Raw genomic sequence first — 23,955 nt, forward strand, 5'->3', positions numbered from 1 at the left:
GTCTGTCGGTAATAGTGGCCTCAATATTGGCCGGGTACATGAATGGAAGGGGCCTGTAGCGCCGCCAGTTGTTCCCGAAGTGACAGGATCTGGTCGGACCAGAAACGCGGCTGGGCAAACCAGGGGAAGAAACGCGGGAAGGCCGGGTCGTCCCAGCGCTTGGCCAGCCAGGTGCAGTGGGAAATCTGCCGGAAGCAGCGCATGGGTTCAATCAGATGACGCTCACGACGATTGAAATCGCGGAACATCTCGTAGCCTTCCAGTAGTTCACCAAATTGCTGGCCACGTTCAACGTCATCACCGTTCAGTAACAGCCACAAATCCTGAATCGCCGGCCCGGTACGGCAATCGTCCAGGTCGACAAACAGCATCTGCTCCTCGCGGCAGAGGATGTTGCCGGCGTGGCAGTCACCATGAATTCTCAGGGAGTGCACCTCGCCAGCGTCATCGATCCGACGGGCGCAGTGGTCGACAAGATCGGGAATCAGCGAGTCCCACGCTGGCCGAAGGTCATCTGGAATCCAGCGGTTTTCCGTAAGGAACCGATTGTTATCCTCAATGCCCGAAAGAATCGACATAACCGGGCGATGGTTGAAGGGCTCAGTGTCCCCGATATTGTGGAGCTGGCCCAGCCACTGGCCGAGGCGGTACAGGGTATCTGTCACGCTGGTGTCGGGCGCCTGCCCGCCCCGCTGCTGAAATACGGCAAACAGAAAGTCCCCGCAACGGCCCAGTGTATCGCCGGAGGGCATAGCCATGGGCGCCACGACCGGAATATCGGCGTTGAGCAACTGGACGGTAAACTGATGTTCTTCCCGGATCTGGGCTTCGCTCCAGCGCCCCGGACGGTAAAACTTGGCGATTACCGGTGGCTGGTCTTCAATACCAATCTGGTAAACACGGTTCTCGTAGCTGTTGAGGGCAAACAGGCGTCCACTGACCACAAATCCGGCGTCTTCCAGGGCATCAAGAATGGTATCGGGGGTAAGGGCGTCGTAAGGATGGCTGGAGGTTTCGGTCATAAATAAGGTTTAGTATCTCGAATTCTGTTGGGACTTCATGCTGGCGAGGTGATACCAGTTTTCGTCCAGTTCCCATCGCACCCGATCAATGCCAGACGCGCTGAGGACGATGTTGCCTGCCTGGGCCTGGACCTGGGCCAGTTCACGCTCGGCCCGTTGCCAGTCACGATCATTGTCTCCCAGGTTACGCATGCTCGGAAAAATGGTGGTGAGTGCTTCGTGCGTCGAGGTTTCATGGGAGCGCAGTGAGCTCATGATGGCGGTCCCTCCTTCAACCCTGAGAACACGATGCTGATAAGGATAGTTGGCCACCATTTCATCGGCCTTCAGTGCCTGGTTCAGGCTGATGACTTCAAAGCCTCGCCAGCCAAGCCAGCCAACAAATATGGCCGCCACCAGCATTACAATAATAAACTGCTTCCTGTCAGACATCGGTTCCCTGCTCCGTGCACTCAATTCACGGCCAAGTATAACGTTTCGGGGGCGACACCGTAATGCGATTCGGGCTTTTTAGCCAACGAGCGTGTTGGTGATGCTGACAAACGATCGAAACACAACGCGGGTGACGTTAGAGCAGATGACAGGGCGAGACATAGTACAGGCAGATACCGTGGTCATCGGTGCCGGCATTGTCGGCCTCGCAGTGGCCAGGACGCTGGCCATGCAGGGCAGGGAGGTGCTGGTACTGGAATCCGGCGCTCACTTTGGCGAAGGGGTGTCGTCCCGCAATAGTGAGGTTATCCATGCTGGTATCTACTATCCCGAGGACACCCTCAAGGCCCGACTGTGTGTTCGTGGTCGTCGGATGTTGTATGAGTATTGTCAGACCCGTGGCATCGACCACCGCAAAACCGGCAAGTGGATTGTTGCCAATGGCGTGTCCCAGGTGGAGAGGCTCGACACTATCGCCAGTCAGGCCCTTCGCAACGGTGTTCTGCTCCAGAGGGTAACCCGCAGGGCCTTGCGGGTTTCTCTGCCGGACGTGACCGCCCAGGAGGCGTTGTACTCACCGGAAACGGGCATTGTAGACAGTCATGGAGTGATGCTGTCGTTGCTGGGAGAGCTGGAGGACTACGGTGGCCATTTGGTCCGCCAGGCGCCTGTAGAGCGTGCGGCGACCTGTGACGGAGAGCATCGGTTGCAGGTTGGAGGGCCAGCGCCCTGTGAGCTCAGGGCGCAACGGGTGGTGAACGCAGCCGGCCTCGGAGCAGTACCATTGGCCACGAGCTGGCAGGGAGTACCAGCGGATATCGCGCCCCGCCAGTGGCTGGCCCGTGGTGTCTACTTCAGCTATTCCGGTCGCCACCCCTTCCATTCATTGGTATACCCTATCCCTGAACCAGGCGGCCTCGGCGTTCACCTGACGCTTGATCTAGCGGGCCAGGCTCGATTCGGGCCCGATGTTGAATGGATAGAGCGGGTGGACTTCTCGGTTGACCCCGGTCGGGCAAGGTCGTTTGCTGAAAGTATTCGCCGTTGGTGGCCAGCATTGGACGAGTCCCGCCTGCAGCCCGCCTATGCCGGCATTCGTCCCAAGCTTGCTGGCCCGGATGGTGGGTTTGCGGATTTCCGGATCGCCGGAGAACGTCGGCACGGCGTTGCCGGGCTGGTGCACCTGTTCGGCATTGAGTCGCCGGGATTAACGGCTGCTTTGGCCATTGCGGATGAAGTGGCAGGGCAGCTCGCCGACTAATGCGTTTGCATACCTTTATCCGGGGGTTCTTGCCAGCGCCCAGATCTGAACCTCCCTGGCGCCGGCCTCAAGCAGCACTTCAGTCAGGCTTCGTGCAGTGGCGCCGGTGGTGACCACGTCATCAACGATGGCAATACTGGCCGGCGGTATACGGGTAACCTGGTAGATTCCCCGCAGGTTGGCCAGGCGCTCTTCGCGGTTCAGTCCTCGTTGTGGCCGGGTGCGCCGGTTCCTGACGACAAGGTCAGCGCTCCAGGGAATGCCCGATTGACGGCTGATGTGCTCTGCAATATCCGCCGCTTGATTGAATCCTCGTTTTCGTCGACGGGCCGGATGCATCGGGCTGGCCAGAAGCAGGTCCGGCGTGCGTTCAGGATGGGTCTCCAGCATCAATGTCAGATGAGTGCTCAGATCCTGGATCAGGGGGCGGGCATAGGCGCGTTGGCCATTGTATTTGTAGCGCTGGACCATACCGTCAACCGGGAATCGATAGCGCCAGGGCGCGACGATTCGGCTGAAGGGCGGTGGGTCTTTCAGGCACTGACCGCAGATGAGTTCATCGCCAGCGTAGGCGATAGGCAGTGCGCAGCAGCGGCAGTGCGAGTGGTTGGCGGGCAAGTCCTGCCGGCAGGGAGTGCAGAGCCCGAAATGGGCATGCGGTTCCAGGCAGGCCACGCATTGCCCGCCGCGCAGCTGAAATAAGCCCTTGATGCTGATTTGAGCGCGCGGAATCCGTTTCGCGCTGTTAACCTTTGGTGTCATCAAGGTTGACAGCGATTTCAGTCCCTTTATCATCTGTTCAATCCGTAAACCAGAATCCCGGTAAAGTTAACAGGACTGAATCATGACTGCCACCGCACACGCCGATGCACCCTCTATAGCGCCTTCTGCCGCGCCTTCTACCTCACCGCGCCACGATTGGACCATGCAGGAAGCCCGTGCGTTGTTCGAACTGCCATTCAATGACCTGGTGTTCCGGGCTCAGAGCGTCCATCGTGAGCATTTCGACCCGAATGAAGTGCAGATCAGCACGCTCCTGTCCATCAAGACCGGTGCCTGCCCGGAGGACTGTAAATACTGTCCCCAGAGCGGTCATTACAACACCGGCCTGGAAAAGGAAAAACTGCTGGAAATTGAAAAAGTGGTTGCTGAAGCCAAGGCCGCCAAGGCAAAGGGTGCGTCCCGTTTCTGTATGGGGGCGGCCTGGCGTAGCCCGTCGAAGAAAAACATGGAATATGTCGTGGATATGGTGCGCCAGGTTAAATCCCTGGGCCTGGAAACCTGCATGACCCTCGGCATGTTGGAGCAGGAACAGGCCGACGAGCTGGCCGAAGCCGGGCTGGATTACTACAACCACAATCTGGATACGTCCGAAAAGTACTACAGCCATATCATTACCACCCGCACCTATCAGGACCGGCTGGACACCCTCGAGAATGTCCGTAATGCAGGCATGAAAGTATGCTGCGGCGGCATCGTGGGCATGGGCGAAGACCCTGACGATCGTGCTGGCCTTCTGGTTCAGTTGGCGAATCTGCCCCACCATCCGGAGAGCGTGCCGGTGAACATGCTGGTGAAGGTGGCAGGAACGCCGATGGAAAATGTGGAAGATCTGGACCCGTTCGACTTTATCCGCACCATCGCTGTTGCTCGGATCATGATGCCTGCCTCGCACGTGCGATTGTCTGCGGGCCGTGAAAATATGAATGAGCAGATGCAGTCCCTGTGCTTCCTGGCTGGTGCGAACTCGATTTTCTATGGCGAGAAGCTGCTGACGACCGCCAACCCCGAGGCGGATGCGGACCGCGAGTTGTTCAAGCGTCTGGGCATTCGGCCTGAAGAGCGCGAGCAGTCCTGCACCGAACAGGAAGCGGAAGAAGCTATCGTTGAAGCGGTCGAATACGAACAGACCCGTCACATGTTCTACGATGCCACCCGTGAGTCTGCATAGGCAGACAGCATGTCTGTGAGGGCTGGCCATGCGTGACTTTGCAGCAGAGCTGGAAGAGCGAAAACAGGCGGGGCTTTACCGCACCCGCCGCCAGATCAGCGGCCCCCAGCAGCCCGCGTTGGTTTCCGATGGCGTTCCGCTACTGTCGTTCTGCAGCAACGATTACCTGGGGCTGGCGAATCACCCCGGGATTATCAAGGCTGCCACTGAGGCCATGCCAAACACCGGTTTTGGCGGCGCCGCTTCGCATCTGATTTGCGGTCACCACGATGCCCACCACCAACTGGAACTGCGGCTAGCGGAATTTACCCGCCGCAGTGCTGCGCTGTTTTTTTCGACCGGCTACATGGCCAATATGGGTGTTATCTCTGCGCTGGCTGGCCGTGGCGATACCATCTTCTCTGATCGCCTGAACCATGCCTCCATCATCGATGGTTGTGTTCTCAGCCGCGCCAGGGTGCGTCGTTATCGCCACGGTGATATGAGTGCCCTGGCTGACATGCTTGCCGCTACCGGTGGCCACAAGTTGGTGGTGACAGACGGCGTATTCAGCATGGATGGGGATATCGCGCCATTGAGGGAGTTGGCGGCACTGTGCCGGGCGCACGAGGCCCTTCTGGTGGTGGATGACGCCCATGGTTTGGGCGTCCTGGGGCCTCAGGGGCGGGGCAGCCTGATGGAGCAGGGATTGTCCGAGGAGGACGTGCCCATATTGATCGGCACCCTGGGCAAGGCTGTGGGCACCAGTGGCGCCTTTGTGGCTGGCCCCCAGCTGTTGATGGATTACCTGGTACAGAAGGCCCGCACCTATATCTACACCACCGCCATGCCTCCGGCCATCGCTCTGGCCACCTGTGCCAGCTTTGACCTGATCGAACGGGAAGATAGCCGTCGCAGTCACCTGCAGATGCTGATCTCAGAGTTTCGCCAGGAGGCATCGGCACTGGGCTATGAGTTGATGCCATCGCGCACACCAATTCAGCCAATCTTGGTGGGCGACAACTGGGCAGCCCTGGCATTGAGTCAGGCCCTGGAGGAGAGGGGGCTAATGGTTACGGCGATCAGGCCGCCGACTGTGCCGGAAGGCCAGGCTCGTTTGCGGGTCACCTTCAGCGCTGCGCACTCTTCGGAAGACCTGGCAATGTTGCTGTCCGCATTGGCGGACTGCCGTTCACTACTGAACAGGCCCTCTGCAGAGGTGGTATGAACGCTGTGGAATCACGAATCCCGCTGGTGGTTGTGGGTGGTTGGGGTGTCGATGCCGCCATGTTGCTTCCGTTGTTTGATCGTTGGCCAGGGGAGATTCATCTGATATCGCTGAACGACGCCCTGATGTCCCGATGCGACTCGATCACGGGGGTGGCGGATTATCTGCTGGAGCGTTATCCGTGCCCGTCAGTTTGGGCGGGTTGGTCCCAGGGGGCGCAGGTGGTAATGGCGGCTGCCTCACGCAGTTGTCCCCAGGTCCGCAAGGCAATCACTCTGGCGGGGTTTCCCCGCTTTGTGGCTGGGGAGCAGTGGTCCACAGGGATGGAAGTGGATACTTTTGAGACATTCCGGGAACAGGTGTCGCAAAACGCCGGCCTTGCCTGGCGGCGCTTTCAGCGACTTTTGATTCACGGCAGCCATGATGAGTCGCAAGCCCGGCAGGAACTGCGCCCCTGGCTTGCGCGAGGGCCTTCTGTCAGCGACGTGAACCTGGTTCGGGGCCTGGACTGGTTGGGCAGCGAAGATCAGCGGTCTCTGTGGGGTGCTTTACCAGTGCCGACGCTGCATCTTCAGGCGAGCAACGATGTGGTCGTTGAATGTTGGGAGCACTCGTTTCATCCGTCTCCAGCCGCCAAGGTCGTTAGGGTAACCGGTATGACCCATTGGCCTCGAGGGCAGGCGCTTTCGCGTTGCCATGACGAAATCCTTCAGTTTGTTTTCGGCAAGGAGGTTGAATGGACCCTGTAACAACCAATATCCACGACTGGGTGCCTCCGAAATCCACAATTGCCCGCGATTTCGGCTCAGCTTCCCATACCTACAATCCCGCTGCCCGGCTGCAGCGCTATATGGGCCAGGTCTTGCTGGACCAGTTGAAGGAAGGGCTGCATCAGGCCCAAAGCGCAGATGGACTCCAGATACTCGATCTGGGTAGCGGCACTGGGTGGTTTACAGGGCAGTTGGCGTCGATTCCGGGGAGCCAGGTGACCGGCGTTGATATTGCTGCGGGAATGCTTCGTTACGCCCGATCTGCCAACCCGAGCGGCATTCGGTGGATCGAGGCGGATGCCGAGGCGTTGCCGTTGCCGGATAACAGTGTGGACGTGGTCTTCAGCAATTTGATGATTCAGTGGTGCCGTGACCCGGCCGGTGTGCTTGCTGAATGCCGCCGGGTTCTGCGCCCAGGCGGTCGGCTACTGGTGTCGACATTGCTGGAGGGTACCCTCGACGAACTTCGGGAAGCATGGCACCGGGCAGACCCCGGGCACCAGCATGTGAATGGTTTTGAATCGGAAGCGCGTTTTCGGGAGCAGGCATTTGAAACGCTCCCGGATCCGCAACTTGCGATCGAGACCATTTCACTGGATTATCCCTCGCCGCTGGCTCTGCTGGCGGAGCTCAAGGCTATCGGCGCCGGGTACAAAGGCGCCTCGCGGCGGCAAAGCGCGACCGCGCCTGGCCGTTTGCGGGCCATGTGCCGTTATTATCCGCGAGACGGGGAAGGCCGGATACAGGCCACTTACACATCGGCATGGCTGGGTTGCCGTCTGCCGGACTGACATGGGGATTCATTGATCTATGGCCAGAAAGAGTTACTTTGTGACGGGTACCGACACCGGCGTGGGGAAAACGCTGGTGTCTGCTGCGATTCTTGAGGCGGCCGCTACCCTGGGGAAGAAAACGCTTGCGATGAAACCGGTGGCGTCTGGTTGCGAAGAAACACCGGAGGGGCTGCGCAATGAAGATGCGCTGATACTGATGGAGTCCATGTCGGAACCGTTGCCTTACGATCAGGTGAACCCGGTAGCCTTACAGCCCGCCATCGCGCCCCATGTGGCAGCTGCCCAGGCGGGTCGGCACCTCACGGCGGAACGGCTGGTCGGATTTTGCCGCGGGTTGCAGATGCGTCCCGCGGATTTACTGTTGGTGGAGGGTGCCGGCGGCTGGCGGGTACCACTCAATGATCGTGAAACCTACGCCGCCATGCCTGTCGCTCTGGGTATGCCTGTCATTATGGTGGTACCCCTGAAACTGGGCTGTATCAACCATGCACTGTTAACCGCTGAAGCTATCCGCCGTGATGGATTGCCTGTCGCAGGTTGGGTGGCCAATCGGCCGGACCCCGCGGCCATGAACTGTGAGCAGGAAACCCTCGATTATCTGATTCAGAACCTGCCCGCGCCATGCCTGGGGGTGTTGCCATGGCAGAATCGTGCCGACCCGAAGGAGCTGGCCAAAGCACTGGATGTTGCCGTTTTGTTTGAAAATTGACCAAATTTGTGGCTTACTGGTGTCAATATATGGTCATTGGGCTGCGCGGTTATGATCAGCAATACATTAGGCATTGGTATTCAGGGTATCCAGGACGGCATGCAAGGCATGGAAAATGCCGCCCGCAGGATTGCCCGTGGTGGTGTTGATGGCCCCCAGGGCACGGCAGAAGGTGTCGGTGGCCTCGTGGAACCGATCATTGATCTAAAACTGTACGAGCGCAGCGTTGAAGCTTCGGCCCAGGTAGTGAAAACCGCCGACGAAACCCTGGGAACGCTTCTGGATATTACTGCCTGAACCCTCTCAGGGCGTCCGAGCCCTGTTCAGGTCCTTTGGATTCGACGGCCAGTCTGCTGACATGATGATTTCGGGCTCCCTTCCGTCAATGGCTCCTGCCTTTCCTGCGCCTTCCGTTGGCTCGGGAGACGCAGCTGCGGGTGCCCCTCTCCGGCCATCTTCGGATGAATCACCTTCATCTCGAACATCTCCTGAAACCTCCGGGTCCGGCCGGGTAGCTGACGATAATGCTGCGGAGGATCGTACCCGCTCGCAGGGTTCCAGCGTAGAGGATGCTCAGGGCCTGGATGAGGCAGAGCTGAAACAGCTTACGGAACTGAAAGCCAGGGACCGTGAGGTTCGTGCCCATGAGGCAGCCCATCAGGCGGTTGGCGGCCAGTACGCCGGTTCTATTTCCTACGTCTATGAACGGGGCCCCGACGGTGCCCAGTACGCTGTTGGTGGCGAGGTCTCGATTAGCACCTCGCCCGTGCGGGGAGATCCCCAGGCGACAATCGATAAAATGCGTGTGGTCAGGGCTGCAGCGTTGGCGCCGGCAGAGCCTTCCCCACAAGACCGGGCAGTGGCGGCAGAGGCCATGCAGTTGATGCTGCAGGCACAAGCTGAACTCTCCTCAGAGTTGGGTCGCACTGACGAGTCCGGGCAATCTGAAGTGTCCGAGGACCAGGCGGGTGACGAAAGCAGTGCAAAGCAGTCGCAGGAAGCGACGAATGCCTATCAGGTCATCTCCGGCGTCGGGAGCAATGATGTAAGCGCCAATCCCTCTTCATCCTTCCGGGCAACAGCCTGATAACAAGCTGCTTTTTAGTCTAAAACCTTCCCGTGTGCTTAAGCCATCGGTACACATTCGCGACAAAACACAACACAAATTTTGATTACGCCTATTGACAATTCTGTGCCTCTAAACGTATGTTTCAAACAAGTGTTTTATTGGCGTTCAGCTTCTCTTGCTGAGCGTATGAGTAAATCCCGAGGCTGAGTGTTGTGACCGTGTCGCAGCTGAGACCGAAAACCTGAGGTGGATTCCATGCCTGACTACAAAGCGCCCCTGCGTGACATTAAATTCGTAATGAACGAGCTGCTGGACAGCGAGCAGCACTACGCCAATCTGGAAGGCGCCGAAGATGCAACTCCGGATATGGTCGATGCCATCATCGGGGAAGGTGCCAAGTTCTGTGAGCAGGTTCTGTCTCCGCTGAACCAGGTGGGCGATAAAGAAGGCTGCACCTGGAGCGAAGACGGCGTGAAAACGCCAACCGGCTTCAAAGAGGCCTATCAGCAGTACGTGGAAGGCGGCTGGCCGTCCATGACCGCTGATCCCAACTATGGTGGCCAGGGCCTGCCACACTCTCTTGGCCTGGTAATGAGCGAGATGGTGGGTACCGCTAACTGGTCCTGGGGCATGTATCCCGGCCTCAGCCACGGTGCGACCAACACCATTGAAGCCCACGGCACTGAAGAGCAGAAGCAGACTTACCTCACCAAGCTGATCAGCGGCGAGTGGACCGGCACCATGTGTCTGACCGAGCCTCATTGCGGTTCCGACCTGGGCACGCTGCGTTCTAAGGCTGAGCCCAATGCAGACGGCACCTACAGCATCACCGGCACCAAGATCTTCATTTCCGCTGGTGAGCATGACATGGCCGAAAACATCGTCCACATTGTGCTGGCCCGGCTGCCAGGCGCTCCTGAAGGTACCAAGGGCATTTCCCTGTTTATCGTGCCCAAGCTTCTGCCGAATGACGACGGCTCTTCCGGTGAGCGCAATGCCGTTTCCTGTGGTTCCATCGAGCACAAGATGGGTATTCACGGCAACGCCACTTGTGTGATGAATTTCGACGGCGCCAAAGGCTGGCTGATCGGGCCTGAGAACAGGGGCCTGAACTGCATGTTCACCTTTATGAACACGGCGCGTATTGGTACCGCGATCCAGGGTCTGGGTGCTGCTGAGCTTGGCTTCCAGGGCTCCCTGGCCTACGCCAAAGACCGTCTGGCCATGCGCTCGCTGAGTGGTCCAAAGAACCCCGAGGGTATCGCTGACCCGATTATCGTTCACCCGGATGTTCGTCGCATGCTGCTGAGCCAGAAAGCGGTTGCAGAAGGCGCCCGTGCTCTGATTTACCTGACCGCACAGCAGGCTGATATCGTTCACAGCGGTAAGACCGAGGAAGATCGCAAAGCGGCTGATGAAGCCCTGGGCTTCCTCACCCCGATCGCCAAGGCGTTCCTGACCGAGATCGGTTACGAAGCAGCCAACCTGGGTATGCAGGTATTCGGTGGTCACGGGTTTATCTCCGAGTGGGGTATGGAGCAGAACGTTCGTGATTCCCGTATCGGCATGATCTATGAAGGCACCACCGGTATTCAGGCGCTGGATCTTCTCGGTCGCAAAGTACTGATGACCCAAGGTGAATCCCTGAAAGGTTTCACCAAGCAGGTTCACGTGTTCTGTAAGGAAAACGCCGACAACGAGCAGTTGAGAGAATTCGTTGAGCCGTTGGCCGCCATGAACAAGGAGTGGGGCGAACTGACCACCAAGGTTGGCATGTCCGCCATGAAGAACCGCGAAGAAGTGGGCGCGGCCTCCGTGGACTACCTGATGTACTCCGGTTACGCTGTTTTCGCCTATCTTTGGGCCCGTATGGCCAAGGTCGCGCTGGACAAGATGGTGGAAGGTACCACCGAGGAAATGTTCTATAACGCCAAGGTCCAGACAGCGCGCTTCTACTTCAAGCGCATGCTGCCGCGGGCCAAAGGGCATGCGGAAAGCATGCTGGCGGGCTCAGACAGCCTGATGGACATGCCGGAAGAAGCCTTTGCCCTCTAAGGCGGGTTTCACGGAACTCTAAAAGCCCGCTCTCCCAGGAGGCGGGCTTTTTTGATGACATGGCCGCCGGCGCTCCATGAGTTGGGGGCTCCGATAGGGTAGAATGGGCCACCATAAATATAACCTGTGCGGACACATAGCCGAGGAAGTGATCAGGGCCGAAGGTCCATCGTTGTTCACTTCGCAGACTGACTGAATTGTGGAGAGTTTTGAGATGGCTGATTATCAGGCACCTTTACGTGACATGCGCTTTGTCCTGAATGAAGTATTTGATGCGCCGGCTCTTTGGGCGTCTCTGCCCAAAGTGGCAGAGAACGTTGACCCGGACACTGCCGACGCCATTCTGGAAGAAGCCGGTAAGATTACCAGTGGTGTGCTGGCTCCTCTGAACCGCGAGGGCGATGAGCAAGGCTGTAAGTGGAATGACGGCGACGTGTCCACACCCGAGGGGTTTCGCGAGGCCTACCAGACCATCGTTGAGGGTGGCTGGAACGGCCTGGGCGGCAACCCGGAGTTTGGCGGTATGGGCATGCCAAAAACTCTGGTTGCCCAGTTTGAGGAGATGATGCAGGCGGCCAACATGGCCTTTGGCCTAGCCCCGATGCTGACGGCGGGCGCCTGCCTGGCCCTGGACGCCCATGGCAGTCAGGAGCTCAAGGAAAAATACCTGCCTAATATGTACGCGGGTACCTGGTCAGGCGCTATGGACCTGACGGAACCTCATGCGGGCACGGATCTGGGGATTATCCGCACCAAGGCCGAGCCTAATGGCGATGGATCCTTCAGTGTAACGGGCACCAAGATTTTCATTACTTGGGGCGAGCACGACATGGCGGAGAACATCATCCACCTGGTGTTGGCGAAGCTGCCGGATGCGCCCAAGGGCCCCAAGGGGATTTCCCTGTTTTTGGTGCCCAAGTTTGCAGTCAACGAAGACGGCTCCCTTGGCGAGCGCAATAGCCTGAGCTGCGGTTCCCTCGAGAAAAAAATGGGCATCAAGGGGTCCGCTACTTGCGTGATGAACTTCGACGGCGCCAGGGGCTGGCTGGTTGGCGAGGAGAACAAGGGACTGGCCGCCATGTTCACCATGATGAACTATGAGCGTCTGGGCGTGGGCATCCAGGGTGTTGGTGCTGCTGAAGCATCGCTGCAGAGTGCTCGTGAATACGCTCTGGAGCGTATCCAGAGCCGAGCTCCCACGGGTGCCCAGCAGCCGGAAAAAGCTGCGGACCCGATCCTGGTCCACCCTGATGTGCGCCGCATGCTGCTAACCATGAAAGGGTATGTGGAAGGAGGGCGCGCGTTCTCTACCTATGTTGCTCAGTGGCTGGATATCGCCAAGTATTCCGACGATGACGAGCGCCGCAAGCATGCCGAGGGCATGGTGGCGCTGTTGACACCGGTAGCGAAGGCTTTCCTGACCGATCGTGGCCTGGACGCCTGTATCATGGGCCAGCAGGTTTTCGGCGGTCACGGCTTTATCCGGGAGTGGGGCCAGGAACAACTGGTTCGCGACTGCCGCATAACGCAGATCTACGAAGGCACGAACGGCATCCAGGCGCTGGACCTGATGGGTCGGAAAGTGGTCGGCAGCCAGGGCAAGCTTTATGAGCTATTTGCTGAGGACGTGGCCACCTTCATCGAGGAAAACAGCAGCGACGAAAACCTGCGCCCCTACCTGGAGCCACTGGCAGCAGCATTTGAGCGCCTGTCGGATGTGACTGAGCATGTGATCAAGCAGGCTGGGGATAACCCGGACGCTGTGGGCGCGGCCTCCGTGGACTACCTCGACCTGTTTGGCCTGACGGCTCTCGGCTATATGTGGGCCAAAATGGTTAAAGTGGCGGCACCGAAGGCCGATGGCGACACCTCTGGCTTCTACACCGGCAAGGTGAAGAGCGCACGCTTCTACTTCGACCGATTGCTGCCGAAGACCGTCGCACTGGCTGAGGGCATTCGCAGTGGTAGCGACTCAATGATGGCTCTGACGGCTGAGGAGTTCTGAGTAGTCAGCGGTGAACAAAAAGGCAGGCCCGCGGGCCTGCCTTTTTGTGCTGCTCTATATACTCGCTTACAGGTTTTCTATCCGGCCTGGATCAAGAACAAACGGGTTTTCGTTACCTTGAATGTCGGCCACCTGGCGATGGCGGACAAGCTCTCGATCATCCGGTGGATCGATCTGATTCCAGCTCTTGAACACCCGGGAAGCGCCTGCCCAGGGCAGGTCATAGGTGTCCACCATATAGGCAACCGTGCGGGCGATATCGCCTTTTACCTTTTGCGGGGGTTCAAAAAACTGCGCACTCTCGCGAATTCCGCACTCGTCCGGGCTGCTTGCATTGCCCAATTCTTCGTAAATCGCGTTTCTCCGGGACATTTCAATGCGACTGCGCACGGGGACCATGTTATGAAGGTCCGATGCAATCTGCCGGTATCTGTCGTCATCGTCGCATTGGCTGCTGGTGCCGCACCCAAGTGCATTGCGAACTTCTGCCAGAGGGTAGACATAGCCTTCCGTAAGGACAAAGCCTTTATTTTTGAAGGGTGTGTCACAGAAGAAGGAGTTGCCGCCCTGGGCATAAAGGTTGCCCCAGAACTCGTTTTTTACAACGGTGTCCGGGTCACTGAAGCGGGTGTTCTGGCTGATGACGAGAGACGGGATAAGCAAGGCCGCCAGTGCGACCAAAACAACGTTTTTAGTTTTCATAGGCCATTTATACCTCTCAGCGCGTGACAGCGCCTTTGCTGATCGGGCCAGGAAAGGAAGTGGTTAGATCTGGCCGGTCAGAAAAATGACGGTTTATTCATTTATAATTGAGAAGTATGACACAGAGGCTCCAAAGGGAGAGAGCCTCTGTGTGGCTATTTGTTGCATTATGTTAACTGGTTAACACTTCACTTCTTTCGGTTGCGCAGATTCTGGTAACCCGTTCTCAAATCTTCGCCCAGCTTATGAGCGGTCTCGCGAGCCTCTTTTGATGCATCTTCGGCGTCGTGAAGGATGTGATCGAGTTTGCTCCGAAACCGTTCCCAGTCCTTCTCCAGATCGTCCCACTCGTCTTTCACGTCCTCATGGGCCAGATGCATCTGAACCCGTGCTTCGTCACGGTACTGTTTAATCTTTTCGGACAGTTTTTTCAGTTCGTCCTGGAAGCTCATATCACGCACCTCCTTTAACAGTTAACAACTATACGATGCTACTGAATATCGAAAACTGTCAAGCCGGATGACGGCCATTTCGCGGAGTCAGGCGGGTCTTGCAAGCAAGGTGATCAGGTCTTGCAGGTAATGCCAGGGGGAGAGCGTATCAAAGCCTTTGGCGGCCCTGTCGGTGGTGCTGCATAGTTCCAGTGCGGTATTGAGCTGGTGGCGGTTCAGGCGTCTCGCCGCTTGTTCAACGGCCTTTGCGCGCTGGGGCTGGAACACGCCGCGCTTCTTGAGGAAGCCGGCAGTATTCTCCCGTTTGGCCGCGGCGATATTCAGCTCCATGGTGAGGTTCAGGTCCCGTGTCAGCACCGCCAGCAATCCCAGCGGGTTCTCGCCTTCCTGCTGCAGTACCCCGACGATTTTGCGAGCGTGGGCGGCCCGGCCCGCGAGGAGTTCTGTCACCAGCTCAAAACCGTTGAAGCGGGAGCTGTCCTGAACAGCCTGTTCGACGGTGTCTTCGTCGATGGTGGCGCCGGTGCCCAATAACGCCAGGCGATCCAGTTCCTGACTTGCCGCCAGGAGGTTGCCCTCGAGGCGTTCCGCCAGGATGTCCAGTGCGCCGCGGGTAAGGCTGAGGCCATGGTTGCGAGCCCGCTGTTGCAGCCAACCCGGGAATTTATCAGTATCAATGGGCCATACCGGCACGTGTACGCCTTTGTCCTGCAATTCCTTGTACCACTTCCGGCGGGTTTCGGCGGCATCCAGCCGTGCGCTGATCAGTAGCAGCACAATGTCGTCAGGAGGATTCTGCAGCACGCTTTCAAGAACGGCGCGGCCATCACCCAATTTGCCGGTAGGCAGGTGTATTTCGATACGGCGTTTTTCGGCAAACAGCGATAGCGCACCAAACTCCTCGCCCACGCGGTTCCAGTCCAGCTGCTGGTCGGCGTGGAAGGTTACCCGGTCCTGATAGCCCGCTTCCCGCGCAGTCTTCCGGATCTGGTCGCAGCATTCCTGAACCAGTAGGGGCTCATCGCCTGACACCAGGTAAACAGGTGACAAGCCTTTCTGGAGAAGCTGGGGTAGCTGGTGGGCCTGGGTCTTCATGGTTGGCCACTGTCTTGATCGCGGGTCTGTTCCGCTTCCTGTTTCAGCCGGTCAATGCGATCCCGGTCAAGGGGCGCCAGGCGAAAGATAATTTGCTGGGCCAGTCGGTCATAGAGTTGCTCCTGGAGGGCTTCTTCTTCCCGTTGCTTGGCCAGCACATTGGATTCGTCGTAGCGATAGGTTTCACTGCTATTCAAGTCGGTTGGGGCGATCAGAGGAACCTTGTCGGAGGTCAAAACCTCAATATCGACCGTTTGCCGCAACGTATACTCGGCAGCCGCGGCGCGCACGGTGATGGCGCTGGCACGACGTTCCCGGCGGAAATTGCTGATGTTGAGCACATAATCGGCTTTTTCGGAGGGCTGAAGGTCGATGTTGCCCAGAGACAGCTGTTCCTTCACCGAGCCACACAGCTGTTCTGGCACATCGCCGGAGCAATCAACAGCCAGCGGCTGCAATGCGGACGACACCGGCGGGGCGCCCCGTAGCTGAAACCCGCATCCTGACACCAGAAGTGACAGGGCGAGGCCAGCCGGAAGTATCTTGGGTAGGCTCGCCGGGAGGTTCATATCAGTTCGCCACCACGTTCACCAGTTTACCGGGCACAACGATGACCTTTCGCACGGTTTTGCCCTCGGTGAAACGGACAACGTTCTCGTTCTCGAGTGCCAGAGCTTCCAGTGCGCTCTTCTCGATGTTCGCTGGGACGTCGGCTTTTGCCCTGACTTTGCCATTCACCTGCAGGACAACCTGAATCTCGCTGCGAACCATGGCGTCCTTGTCTGCCTCAGGCCAGGGCGCGTCAACCACAGGCTCGTCGTGACCCAGTGCGTGCCACAACTGGTGACAGATATGGGGAACGATTGGAGACAGGACGAGTACCGCGGTATCCAGTGCTTCCTGGCGAACCGCCAGGCTCTGGGGCTCATTGTCAGTCAGTTTGCTGACATCGTTGAGCAGTTCCATCACCGCTGCGATGGAGGTGTTGAACGTCAACCGTCGGCTGACATCGTCGCTCACCTTGGCAATAGTCTCATGGGTCTTGCGACGAAGATTGCGCTGACCTTCACTGAGGCCGGTGGTATCCAGGGCAGGAACTATTCCGCTTTCAGTGTGCTCGCTGACCATACGCCACAGGCGCTTGAGGAAACGGTGGGCGCCCTCAACACCGCTGTCGGACCATTCCAGTGACTGCTCTGGAGGCGCCGCAAACATCATGAACAGACGCACGGTATCGGCACCGTGCTCATCGATAATAGCCTGGGGGTCAATGCCGTTGTTCTTGGACTTGGACATCTTGGTGACACCACCGGCCACCACCGGTTGTCCGTCGTCCTTGTGAACGGCGCGCACGACCTGACCCTTGTCGTCTTTCTCAGTAACGACATCCGCTGGCGAGATCCAGATTTTTGCACCGTTATCGTCTTCACGATAATAGGTTTCGGCCAGCACCATGCCCTGGCACAGAAGGCGGTTAAAGGGCTCGGAACTGTTGACCAGCCCCACATCCCGCAGCAGCTTATGGAAGAAGCGCGCATAAAGCAGGTGCAGAATGGCGTGCTCGATGCCGCCGATATATTGATCTACCGGCAGCCAGTAGTTGGCGGCAGCCGGGTCCAGCATGCCCTTGTCGTAGTTGGGGCTGCAGAAGCGGGCGTAGTACCAGGACGACTCCATAAAGGTGTCAAAGGTGTCTGTTTCCAGCGTGGCCGGTTGGCCTTCAAAGCTGGTCTTTGCCCATTCCGGATCTGCCTTGATGGGAGATTGGACGCCGTCCATCTCCACGTCTTCGGGCAGTGTGATCGGCAACTGATCGTCCGGTACCGGGCGTTCGGTGCCATCGTCCAGGGTCATCATCGGGATTGGAGCGCCCCAGTAGCGTTGGCGCGACACGCCCCAGTCCCGCAGGCGATAGTTGACCGTGCGCTTGCCAATACCGCTTTCTTCCAGATGATCGGCGATTGCGTCAAACGCCTCGGCACTGGTCAGGCCGTTGTACTTTCCAGAGGATACCAGAACACCTTTTTCGGTGAAGGCGCGCTCCTGAACATCGATTTCGCGGCTGTCTGTGGCGGCGATAACCTGCTTTATGGGCAGGCGATACTTGAGCGCGAACTCGTGGTCACGGTCATCATGGCCGGGCACCGCCATCAATGCGCCAGTGCCATACTCCATGAGCACGAAGTTGGCGACGTAAACGGGAATCTCTTCCTGCGTCAGCGGGTGAATGGCCTTGTAACCGGTATCAATGCCTTTCTTTTCCATGGTTGCCATATCGGCTTCGGCAACCTTGCTGTTACGGCACTGCTCGACAAATTCAGCAACCTCGCGATAGCGCTCGGAAGCGGCCTTGGCAATGGGGTGCTCGGCGGCCACGGCCATGTAAGTCACGCCCATGAGCGTGTCCGGGCGGGTGGTGTAGACGTCCAATGCGTCCTCGCGGCCTTTGAGGGGGAAGGTCAGCTCGGTACCCACGGATTTGCCGATCCAGTTACGCTGCATGGTCTTGACCTGCTCAGGCCAGTCCTCCAGCTCGTCCAGATCATTCAGCAATTCTTCGGCGTAGTCGGTAATGCGGATAAACCACTGGGGAATCTTTTTCTGCTCGACCAACGCGCCGGAGCGCCAGCCGCGACCATCAACCACCTGTTCATTGGCCAGCACCGTCTGGTCGATTGGGTCCCAGTTGACGGTGGACATCTTCTTGTACACCAGGCCTTTTTCGTAAAGGCGGGCGAAGAACCATTGCTCCCAGCGGTAATAATCCGGCTTGCACGTCGCCAGCTCGCGGTTCCAGTCGTAACCGAAGCCCAATTGCTTGAGCTGGTTTTTCATGTAGGCAATATTGGCGTGGGTCCACTTCGCCGGCGCAGTCTTATTGGCAATGGCGGCGTTCTCAGCGGGCAGACCGAACGCGTCCCAGCCCATGGGCTGCATGACGTTCTTGCCCTGCATGCGCTGGTAGCGGGAAATGACGTCGCCGATGGTGTAGTTGCGCACGTGCCCCATGTGCAGTTTGCCGCTGGGATAGGGGAACATGGACAGGCAGTAGTATTTGGGTTTGCCCGGTTCTTCCTTCACCGTAAACGTGTTGTTTTCTTCCCAATAGGTACGGGCTTGTTGTTCAACATCGCGCGGATTGTATTGCTGGTCCATTCCTGCCATTACCAAAGTTACCCTTTATCAGACCGTATCAAAAAAGATGTGCGAAGAGGCCGGACATTCTAACGCACACAAGGCTTAACAGGTAGTCTGCCAATTTGCCGATACTGTGCCATGCTTGGGGTTATGGTGAAGGGCAGAGCGGGTATGGCTGTCCAGGGCACGCTGTAAATACGTCCCTGTACGCTTGACAAAAACATCCATGTTTTTGACATCCCTGGACAGCCATACCCGCTCTGCCCCGGACTCTGGGAGTCAGGCTTACAAGGCAACTGCCAATGTCTGGTGTCGGGGTGTCGGTTGCCTTTGCGGGACTGTCTGCAGCATGGATGCTGCAGTCAAGCTTACATGGACGTATTTACAGCGTGTCCCGCAAAGGCAACCGACACACCGGCGCGGCACCTGTAACCCGGTATAAGGAGCTGTCATGACCGAACCAGAACGCAATCATCTCTCAGGCAGGGCTCTCGAGGCCTACGACCGCATGCTGGAGCGGGTCCAGGCCCGTCTCAGTGATATGGAGAATACCACTCGCGATACCTTGAAAGAGGAAATCGAGCGGGCGGTGGAGTTTGAGTATGAACTGGCAGAGATGACCCGCGAAGAAGCGGACCTGCTTGGCGCGTATCTGCAGCGGGACCTCGAACACCTGCTGCATTTTGTGGAAGAAACCGGCGAAGGTCTGAAGGAATGGTTGCAACTGGATATCTCACTGCTGGAGCACCAGTTGGCGGATATGCTGTTCTCGGTGGCGGATAAGACCCGACTGGATACGCTGGAGCTGAACCAGAAACTGGAAAACCACGAGCCCAGCCAGTATATCAGCGGCGAAGTGGCCACTGCCGGCATGTTCAAATGCCTGAACTGCAGCCACATGCGCTGCCTGACCGCAACCAGCCATCTGGAACCCTGTGACGCCTGCGGCTCCCACTACTACGAACGCGTCACCAGCCGCTGGCCACGGAAGTCAGAATAGCCATAGGAAGACTAGGGGAGTCCAGCGCAGAGCCAGAACGGCCATGGGGTGGGGGTCCCTTTTCTGCCAGAAAAAGGTGTCCGAGCAAAGCGAGTTCTTTTTCCAAAGAAAAGGGACCCCCACCCCGTGGCCAGGCACCATTCAGGCAGGCTACGAACCCGCCCCCAGGAGAAATCAGTTCCGCGGAATCACCCGCTCCCGAACAAACACAATAAGAATCGCCGCCAGCGTCAGCACCGGCCAGGAACCGGATTGCATGTAGGGCGTATTGCCCTCCGCCGCATAGACCTCACCTGTCATCACCGCACGTTCAAACTGCGGGATGGTTTCGGTGATCTGGCCCTTCTCGTCAATAATGGCCGTTACACCATTATTCGTGCCCCTCAGCATATAACGACCGGTTTCCAGTGCACGCATGCGGGCGATCTGTAGGTGTTGCAGCGGGCCAATGGAATCGCCAAACCAGCCATCGTTGCTGATGGTCAGCAGCATGTCACTGTTGCGGGCATTGGTGGCGACGAAGTCCGGGTAGGCCACTTCGTAGCAAATAAACGGCATGATCCTGATGCCATTGGCCTCAAGCGGCGACTGATTGGCAGGGCCGCGACTGAAACTGGACATGGGCAGGTCAAAAAAGCCGATCAGACCGCGAAGCCACTGCTGCAGCGGCACATACTCACCGAAAGGCACCAGCTTCTGCTTATGGTAGATGCCGCCGCCGCTACCGATGGCCATGATGCTGTTGTGGTACGTAAAGTCTTCAATGCGGTCACTGAAGCCGTACCAGGGGATGCCGGTAATCAGTGTGCTGCTCTCTCCCAGTTCCTCACCGATGTGGTCGATGATTTTGCCAGCCTGGTCCTGGGGAATCGGAATAGCGGTTTCCGGCCACAGAATCAGGTCGGTATCCCAGTGGTCTTCAGTCAGCTCCAGGTATGCGACGATCTGGTCCCGGAGGAAGTCCGGGTCCCACTTGATTTGCTGGGGAATGTTGCCCTGCATCGCGACAAACGTGGTTGGTTCTGTCTGCAGGGTCGTCCATTGTGCCTGGGAGAATGCCGGGCCGGTTACCCAGGGCAGCAGCACCACACCAGCGACGAGCGCCGTGCTGGCATGGCGGGCTTTCCGGATCAGCCACCAACAGCCTGGAATTGCGCAGCCGGTCACGGCCACCCAGAACGTAAGCCCGTGAACGCCCGTTAAGGGGGCGAAGCCGGCCAGAGGCCCATCAACGTGGGCGGTGCCCAGGTACAGCCAGGGAAATCCTGTCAGTAGCCAGCCCCGGACCCAGTCACAGAGTATCCACACCGCCGGAAACAGGAACAGCCGCCTGACCGCGTTGTTTTTGGCAAGCTTGCCCCAGGCCCAGAACGCCAGACCATGGAAAAGAGCGAGTCCCGACACAAAAATAACGGTGAGTATGATCGCGAGTGGAACGGACGTATTGCCGTGTTCACTGATGCTGATGTAGACCCAGCTTGCGCCCGTACCGAACAGCCCCAATCCGACCAGCCAGCCAGCCCGAAACAGCTTTTGCGGGGCGAGCGGCAGGCAGCAAAACAGTATCAGCGCGACCGACAACGGCCCCAGCCACCACCAGTTAAAGGGTGAAAAGGTGAGTGTTTGCAAGGCCCCGGCAACGAGCAGAGTGGCCGCTCGCAGCCAGGCGTGCTCGGACAGGGCGGATGTCAGTTCGGAGGTTCGGGCCGTTGTATTACTGGTCATCACCACGCGTTACCTGCAGCAGACGGATAACACGGTTATCGGCGTTGGCAATGGTGAACTGCAATCCGCCAAACTCAACCGACTCGCCCCGTCTGGGCAGATGGCCGAATTCCTTGAGCACAACGCCGCCAATGGTGTCGAACTCCTCTTCGTCCAGCTCGGTTTCGAAGAATTCGTTAAAGTCGTCGACGGGGGTGACGGCCTTCACAGCGTAAGTGCCATCGCCGCGGGCCTTGATGTGGGTTTCCTCGTCGAAGTCATGTTCGTCTTCGATTTCGCCCACGATCTGTTCCAGCACATCCTCAATGGTGATCAGGCCGGCTGTACCACCGTATTCGTCAACTACAATGGCCATGTGGTTGCGGGTTTCCTTGAACTCTTTTAATAGCTGGTTCAGGCGCTTGCTCTCCGGTACGAACGTGGGAGGGCGAAGAATCTCGCGGATGCGGGTCCAGTTGAGGTCGTTGTTCAGGGCCAGAGGGAGTAGGTCCTTGGCGAGCAGTACGCCAATGACATCGTCCTGGCTGTCGCCAATGACCGGGAAGCGGCTGTGGGCAGATGAAATGATTTCTCCCAGGAACTCTTTCGGGTCCTGGGATGCCTTGACGGTGACCATCTGGGAGCGGGGAATCATGATTTCATCCACCCGCATGTCGATCACCTGCATGGCACCTTCGATGATGCTCATGGCATCGGTATCGATGATTTCCTGGGACTCGGCGTCCCGCAGGATTTCCAGCACGTCCTCGACGGACTCAGGCCCGCTGGAGAAGGCCTGTGATATACGCTCCAGCCAGGACTTGTTGCTGCCCTGACTGCGACTCGACTGATCGTCGTTCATGAGTCTTTTTCCGTTTCCTCTGTCTCGTAAGGATTGCTGAACCCGAGCTGCGCAAGCAGCCGGATCTCGAGGGCTTCCATGACCTCGGCATCATTGTCTTCAATGTGGTCGTAGCCCTGAAGGTGCAGCATACCGTGCACCACCATATGGGCCCAGTGTTCCGTCAGTGTTTTATGCTGCTCGGCTGCTTCTTTTTCAACAACCGGGGCACAAATGATCAGATCACCGGCCAACGGAACCGTTATACCGGCTGGCGCCTCAAATGGGAAGGACAGTACATTGGTTGGCCCTGATTTCCCGCGATACTGGCTGTTCAGCTCGGCGCTCTCATCACTGGCAACGATACGGATCGTCACCTCGGATGGATTCTCACCCAACCATGCGGCCCGGGCCCAGCGCTCAAACTCGATGTCATCTGGCGCCTCGGGTACCTCGATGGCCCGCTGCAAGTCCACTGTCAGTTCACTCACTGGCCTGTAGCGCTCCCGTCGTCAAAGGAATCGTAAGCCTCGACAATCCGCTGCACCAATGGGTGACGCACCACATCGCGGGCCTCGAACCGTGTGAAGCCAATACCGGACACCTTGCTCAGCACACCGGCCGCATGGATCAGGCCGGAATTCTGCCCGCGGGGAAGATCCACCTGGGTGGTGTCACCGGTGATCACGGCAGTGGAACCAAACCCGATCCGTGTCAGGAACATCTTCATCTGTTCGCGGGTGGTATTCTGGCTCTCATCCAGAATGATGAACGAATTATTGAGCGTGCGGCCGCGCATGAAGGCTAGCGGCGCGATCTCAATCACGCTTTTTTCGATCAGCCGCGTCACATGATCAAAGCCCAGCATTTCGTAGAGGGCGTCGTAGAGGGGGCGCAGGTAAGGGTCCACCTTCTGGGCCAGGTCACCCGGCAGGAAGCCGAGTTTTTCGCCGGCTTCCACGGCCGGCCGGACCAGCAGGATGCGCTTCACCTGTTCGTCTTTCAGTGCCTCAACCGCGCACGCCACCGCCAGCCATGTCTTGCCGGTACCGGCGGGGCCAATGCCAAAATTCACATCGTGGGTACGGATGTTGTGCACGTATTTCTGCTGGTTCTCGCCTCTGGGCTTGGCCTGCAGTTTCGGGGTTTTGATGACGGTGACGGCGCCCTTGTAAGGCACGTCATCCGGCAGCCGTTCGAATCCGGTCTCGCGGATAAACAAATGAACCATGTCCGGCGAGATATCATCGTTGGCTTCGGTTTCCCGATACAGGTGCCGGACAACTTCCGTAGCGGCTGCCACGTGTTCAGTTTCACCTTCCACCCGGAAATGATGGCCACGGCGGCCAATTTTGACGTTCATGCGCCGCTCAATGTGCTTCAGGTGCTCATCAAACTGGCCGCAGAGGGTGGTCAGCCGGCGTTGGTCTACCGGGTGTAGGTCGAATTGTCGGTGATCGTTGGCGTCCAAAAGTGCTCCGTTTGTTTACTCCCGTGGATTCAGGGAGCGGGTATGTCATGAATTGTGCAATCGGGCGCTGGCCGGAGGACTATTCCAAAAAACGCCCGTGAATACGTCCATGTAGGGCTCGGTCGCGCCATCCTTGGCGCTCCACGTTTTTGGAATAGTCCTCCGGCCAGCGCCCTTATCCAACTATGTGCAGGCTCACTTGTTTAAATACAAGACCATTTGCACGCTGAAGACACGAGAAGAAGTTGCGGAGAGTAGTGGGGACCTCCTCCCAAAA

The 23,955-nt window shown here is 58.1% G+C and carries 23 protein-coding genes; 11 read left to right on the plus strand and 12 right to left on the minus strand.

The features are described 5' to 3' along the window. Positions 1-20 precede the first annotated feature (20 nt). A complete protein-coding gene (locus tag AXW11_RS17095; RefSeq protein WP_075196528.1) occupies positions 21-1,022 on the minus strand; it encodes a serine/threonine protein kinase in 1,002 nt (333 codons plus the stop codon). A 9-nt stretch (positions 1,023-1,031) separates the two neighbouring features. Then, on the minus strand, positions 1,032-1,454 hold the full coding sequence (locus tag AXW11_RS17100; protein ID WP_007154819.1) for a hypothetical protein: 423 nt from the start codon (positions 1,452-1,454) through the stop codon (positions 1,032-1,034). A gap of 145 nt (positions 1,455-1,599) precedes the next feature. Between AXW11_RS17100 and AXW11_RS17105 the strand changes: the two genes are divergently transcribed. Further along, positions 1,600-2,715 carry an NAD(P)/FAD-dependent oxidoreductase gene (locus AXW11_RS17105; RefSeq protein WP_091641101.1) on the plus strand — a complete coding sequence of 372 codons (1,116 nt, stop codon included), beginning with the start codon at positions 1,600-1,602 and terminating at the stop codon, positions 2,713-2,715. Between the two features lie 15 nt (positions 2,716-2,730). Here AXW11_RS17105 and AXW11_RS17110 read toward each other — a convergent pair whose 3' ends face one another. After that, on the minus strand, positions 2,731-3,510 hold the full coding sequence (locus tag AXW11_RS17110) for a ComFC family protein (protein ID WP_075196527.1): 780 nt from the start codon (positions 3,508-3,510) through the stop codon (positions 2,731-2,733). Positions 3,511-3,559: 49 nt separating this feature from the next. Between AXW11_RS17110 and bioB the strand changes: the two genes are divergently transcribed. From bioB to AXW11_RS17155, 9 genes are all read left to right on the plus strand, one after another. Then, entirely contained in the window at positions 3,560-4,666 is a 1,107-nt protein-coding gene (bioB, locus tag AXW11_RS17115; protein ID WP_143071122.1) for a biotin synthase BioB, read from the plus strand. A 28-nt stretch (positions 4,667-4,694) separates the two neighbouring features. Continuing rightward, entirely contained in the window at positions 4,695-5,873 is a 1,179-nt protein-coding gene (gene bioF / locus AXW11_RS17120; RefSeq protein WP_075196526.1) for an 8-amino-7-oxononanoate synthase, read from the plus strand. Continuing rightward, positions 5,870-6,622, plus strand: coding sequence for an alpha/beta hydrolase family protein (locus AXW11_RS17125; protein ID WP_051947032.1), 753 nt, complete (start codon positions 5,870-5,872; stop codon positions 6,620-6,622). Before bioF ends, AXW11_RS17125 begins: the two co-directional genes overlap by 4 nt. Next, entirely contained in the window at positions 6,610-7,434 is an 825-nt protein-coding gene (gene bioC, locus AXW11_RS17130; RefSeq protein ID WP_075196525.1) for a malonyl-ACP O-methyltransferase BioC, read from the plus strand. Before AXW11_RS17125 ends, bioC begins: the two co-directional genes overlap by 13 nt. A gap of 19 nt (positions 7,435-7,453) precedes the next feature. Continuing rightward, complete coding sequence (bioD, locus tag AXW11_RS17135; RefSeq protein ID WP_075196524.1) at positions 7,454-8,146, plus strand: dethiobiotin synthase; 693 nt, start codon at positions 7,454-7,456, stop codon at positions 8,144-8,146. A 51-nt stretch (positions 8,147-8,197) separates the two neighbouring features. Beyond that, positions 8,198-8,443 (plus strand): hypothetical protein, encoded by a 246-nt coding sequence (locus tag AXW11_RS17140; protein WP_007154811.1) that lies wholly within the window; start codon positions 8,198-8,200, stop codon positions 8,441-8,443. Between the two features lie 61 nt (positions 8,444-8,504). Next, positions 8,505-9,233 (plus strand): putative metalloprotease CJM1_0395 family protein, encoded by a 729-nt coding sequence (locus tag AXW11_RS17145; RefSeq protein ID WP_051947034.1) that lies wholly within the window; start codon positions 8,505-8,507, stop codon positions 9,231-9,233. Positions 9,234-9,470: 237 nt separating this feature from the next. Then, complete coding sequence (locus tag AXW11_RS17150) at positions 9,471-11,270, plus strand: acyl-CoA dehydrogenase C-terminal domain-containing protein (protein ID WP_075196523.1); 1,800 nt, start codon at positions 9,471-9,473, stop codon at positions 11,268-11,270. A 214-nt stretch (positions 11,271-11,484) separates the two neighbouring features. After that, positions 11,485-13,275, plus strand: coding sequence for an acyl-CoA dehydrogenase C-terminal domain-containing protein (locus tag AXW11_RS17155; protein WP_075196522.1), 1,791 nt, complete (start codon positions 11,485-11,487; stop codon positions 13,273-13,275). A gap of 66 nt (positions 13,276-13,341) precedes the next feature. Here AXW11_RS17155 and AXW11_RS17160 read toward each other — a convergent pair whose 3' ends face one another. The 5 genes from AXW11_RS17160 to leuS all read right to left on the minus strand — a co-directional run bounded on the left by AXW11_RS17160 (position 13,342) and on the right by leuS (position 18,680). Next, positions 13,342-13,977, minus strand: a complete 636-nt coding sequence (locus AXW11_RS17160; RefSeq protein WP_041332413.1) for an endonuclease — start codon at positions 13,975-13,977, stop codon at positions 13,342-13,344. A gap of 188 nt (positions 13,978-14,165) precedes the next feature. Next, positions 14,166-14,429 (minus strand): hypothetical protein, encoded by a 264-nt coding sequence (locus tag AXW11_RS17165; protein WP_041332414.1) that lies wholly within the window; start codon positions 14,427-14,429, stop codon positions 14,166-14,168. An 87-nt stretch (positions 14,430-14,516) separates the two neighbouring features. Continuing rightward, positions 14,517-15,524, minus strand: a complete 1,008-nt coding sequence (holA, locus tag AXW11_RS17170) for a DNA polymerase III subunit delta (protein ID WP_041332415.1) — start codon at positions 15,522-15,524, stop codon at positions 14,517-14,519. Beyond that, positions 15,521-16,093 (minus strand): LPS-assembly lipoprotein LptE, encoded by a 573-nt coding sequence (locus AXW11_RS17175; RefSeq protein ID WP_036209774.1) that lies wholly within the window; start codon positions 16,091-16,093, stop codon positions 15,521-15,523. Before AXW11_RS17175 ends, holA begins: the two co-directional genes overlap by 4 nt. 1 nt (position 16,094) lies before the next feature. Continuing rightward, positions 16,095-18,680, minus strand: a complete 2,586-nt coding sequence (gene leuS, locus AXW11_RS17180; protein ID WP_075196570.1) for a leucine--tRNA ligase — start codon at positions 18,678-18,680, stop codon at positions 16,095-16,097. Positions 18,681-19,113: 433 nt separating this feature from the next. Between leuS and AXW11_RS17185 the strand changes: the two genes are divergently transcribed. Continuing rightward, on the plus strand, positions 19,114-19,662 hold the full coding sequence (locus AXW11_RS17185; RefSeq protein ID WP_007154802.1) for a zinc ribbon-containing protein: 549 nt from the start codon (positions 19,114-19,116) through the stop codon (positions 19,660-19,662). Positions 19,663-19,836: 174 nt separating this feature from the next. Here the strand turns inward: AXW11_RS17185 and lnt are convergent, their stop codons facing one another. The 4 genes from lnt to AXW11_RS17205 are packed head-to-tail and all read right to left on the minus strand — an operon-like array spanning position 19,837 to position 23,678. Then, positions 19,837-21,387 (minus strand): apolipoprotein N-acyltransferase, encoded by a 1,551-nt coding sequence (gene lnt / locus AXW11_RS17190; RefSeq protein ID WP_075196521.1) that lies wholly within the window; start codon positions 21,385-21,387, stop codon positions 19,837-19,839. Next, a complete protein-coding gene (locus tag AXW11_RS17195; protein WP_036209781.1) occupies positions 21,377-22,228 on the minus strand; it encodes a CorC family transporter in 852 nt (283 codons plus the stop codon). Before AXW11_RS17195 ends, lnt begins: the two co-directional genes overlap by 11 nt. After that, complete coding sequence (ybeY, locus tag AXW11_RS17200) at positions 22,225-22,698, minus strand: rRNA maturation RNase YbeY (RefSeq protein WP_036209787.1); 474 nt, start codon at positions 22,696-22,698, stop codon at positions 22,225-22,227. Before ybeY ends, AXW11_RS17195 begins: the two co-directional genes overlap by 4 nt. Further along, positions 22,695-23,678 (minus strand): PhoH family protein, encoded by a 984-nt coding sequence (locus tag AXW11_RS17205; RefSeq protein WP_075196520.1) that lies wholly within the window; start codon positions 23,676-23,678, stop codon positions 22,695-22,697. The genes ybeY and AXW11_RS17205 overlap by 4 nt, the downstream gene beginning before the upstream one ends. Between the last annotated feature and the right edge of the window lie 277 nt (positions 23,679-23,955).

Source organism: Marinobacter sp. Hex_13 (genome assembly GCF_001566815.1).
Lineage (GTDB): Bacteria > Pseudomonadota > Gammaproteobacteria > Pseudomonadales > Oleiphilaceae > Marinobacter > Marinobacter salarius.

What these genes read in the sequence shown, in the direction of transcription:
- AXW11_RS17095 (WP_075196528.1), bottom strand. Translation starts at nt 1,022, where the DNA reads ATGACCGAAACCTCCAGCCATCCTTACGACGCCCTTACCCCCGATACC.
- AXW11_RS17100 (WP_007154819.1), bottom strand. Translation starts at nt 1,454, where the DNA reads ATGTCTGACAGGAAGCAGTTTATTATTGTAATGCTGGTGGCGGCCATA.
- AXW11_RS17105 (WP_091641101.1), top strand. Translation starts at nt 1,600, where the DNA reads ATGACAGGGCGAGACATAGTACAGGCAGATACCGTGGTCATCGGTGCC.
- AXW11_RS17110 (WP_075196527.1), bottom strand. Translation starts at nt 3,510, where the DNA reads ATGATAAAGGGACTGAAATCGCTGTCAACCTTGATGACACCAAAGGTT.
- bioB (WP_143071122.1), top strand. Translation starts at nt 3,560, where the DNA reads ATGACTGCCACCGCACACGCCGATGCACCCTCTATAGCGCCTTCTGCC.
- bioF (WP_075196526.1), top strand. Translation starts at nt 4,695, where the DNA reads ATGCGTGACTTTGCAGCAGAGCTGGAAGAGCGAAAACAGGCGGGGCTT.
- AXW11_RS17125 (WP_051947032.1), top strand. Translation starts at nt 5,870, where the DNA reads ATGAACGCTGTGGAATCACGAATCCCGCTGGTGGTTGTGGGTGGTTGG.
- bioC (WP_075196525.1), top strand. Translation starts at nt 6,610, where the DNA reads ATGGACCCTGTAACAACCAATATCCACGACTGGGTGCCTCCGAAATCC.
- bioD (WP_075196524.1), top strand. Translation starts at nt 7,454, where the DNA reads ATGGCCAGAAAGAGTTACTTTGTGACGGGTACCGACACCGGCGTGGGG.
- AXW11_RS17140 (WP_007154811.1), top strand. Translation starts at nt 8,198, where the DNA reads ATGATCAGCAATACATTAGGCATTGGTATTCAGGGTATCCAGGACGGC.
- AXW11_RS17145 (WP_051947034.1), top strand. Translation starts at nt 8,505, where the DNA reads ATGATGATTTCGGGCTCCCTTCCGTCAATGGCTCCTGCCTTTCCTGCG.
- AXW11_RS17150 (WP_075196523.1), top strand. Translation starts at nt 9,471, where the DNA reads ATGCCTGACTACAAAGCGCCCCTGCGTGACATTAAATTCGTAATGAAC.
- AXW11_RS17155 (WP_075196522.1), top strand. Translation starts at nt 11,485, where the DNA reads ATGGCTGATTATCAGGCACCTTTACGTGACATGCGCTTTGTCCTGAAT.
- AXW11_RS17160 (WP_041332413.1), bottom strand. Translation starts at nt 13,977, where the DNA reads ATGAAAACTAAAAACGTTGTTTTGGTCGCACTGGCGGCCTTGCTTATC.
- AXW11_RS17165 (WP_041332414.1), bottom strand. Translation starts at nt 14,429, where the DNA reads ATGAGCTTCCAGGACGAACTGAAAAAACTGTCCGAAAAGATTAAACAG.
- holA (WP_041332415.1), bottom strand. Translation starts at nt 15,524, where the DNA reads ATGAAGACCCAGGCCCACCAGCTACCCCAGCTTCTCCAGAAAGGCTTG.
- AXW11_RS17175 (WP_036209774.1), bottom strand. Translation starts at nt 16,093, where the DNA reads ATGAACCTCCCGGCGAGCCTACCCAAGATACTTCCGGCTGGCCTCGCC.
- leuS (WP_075196570.1), bottom strand. Translation starts at nt 18,680, where the DNA reads ATGGACCAGCAATACAATCCGCGCGATGTTGAACAACAAGCCCGTACC.
- AXW11_RS17185 (WP_007154802.1), top strand. Translation starts at nt 19,114, where the DNA reads ATGACCGAACCAGAACGCAATCATCTCTCAGGCAGGGCTCTCGAGGCC.
- lnt (WP_075196521.1), bottom strand. Translation starts at nt 21,387, where the DNA reads ATGACCAGTAATACAACGGCCCGAACCTCCGAACTGACATCCGCCCTG.
- AXW11_RS17195 (WP_036209781.1), bottom strand. Translation starts at nt 22,228, where the DNA reads ATGAACGACGATCAGTCGAGTCGCAGTCAGGGCAGCAACAAGTCCTGG.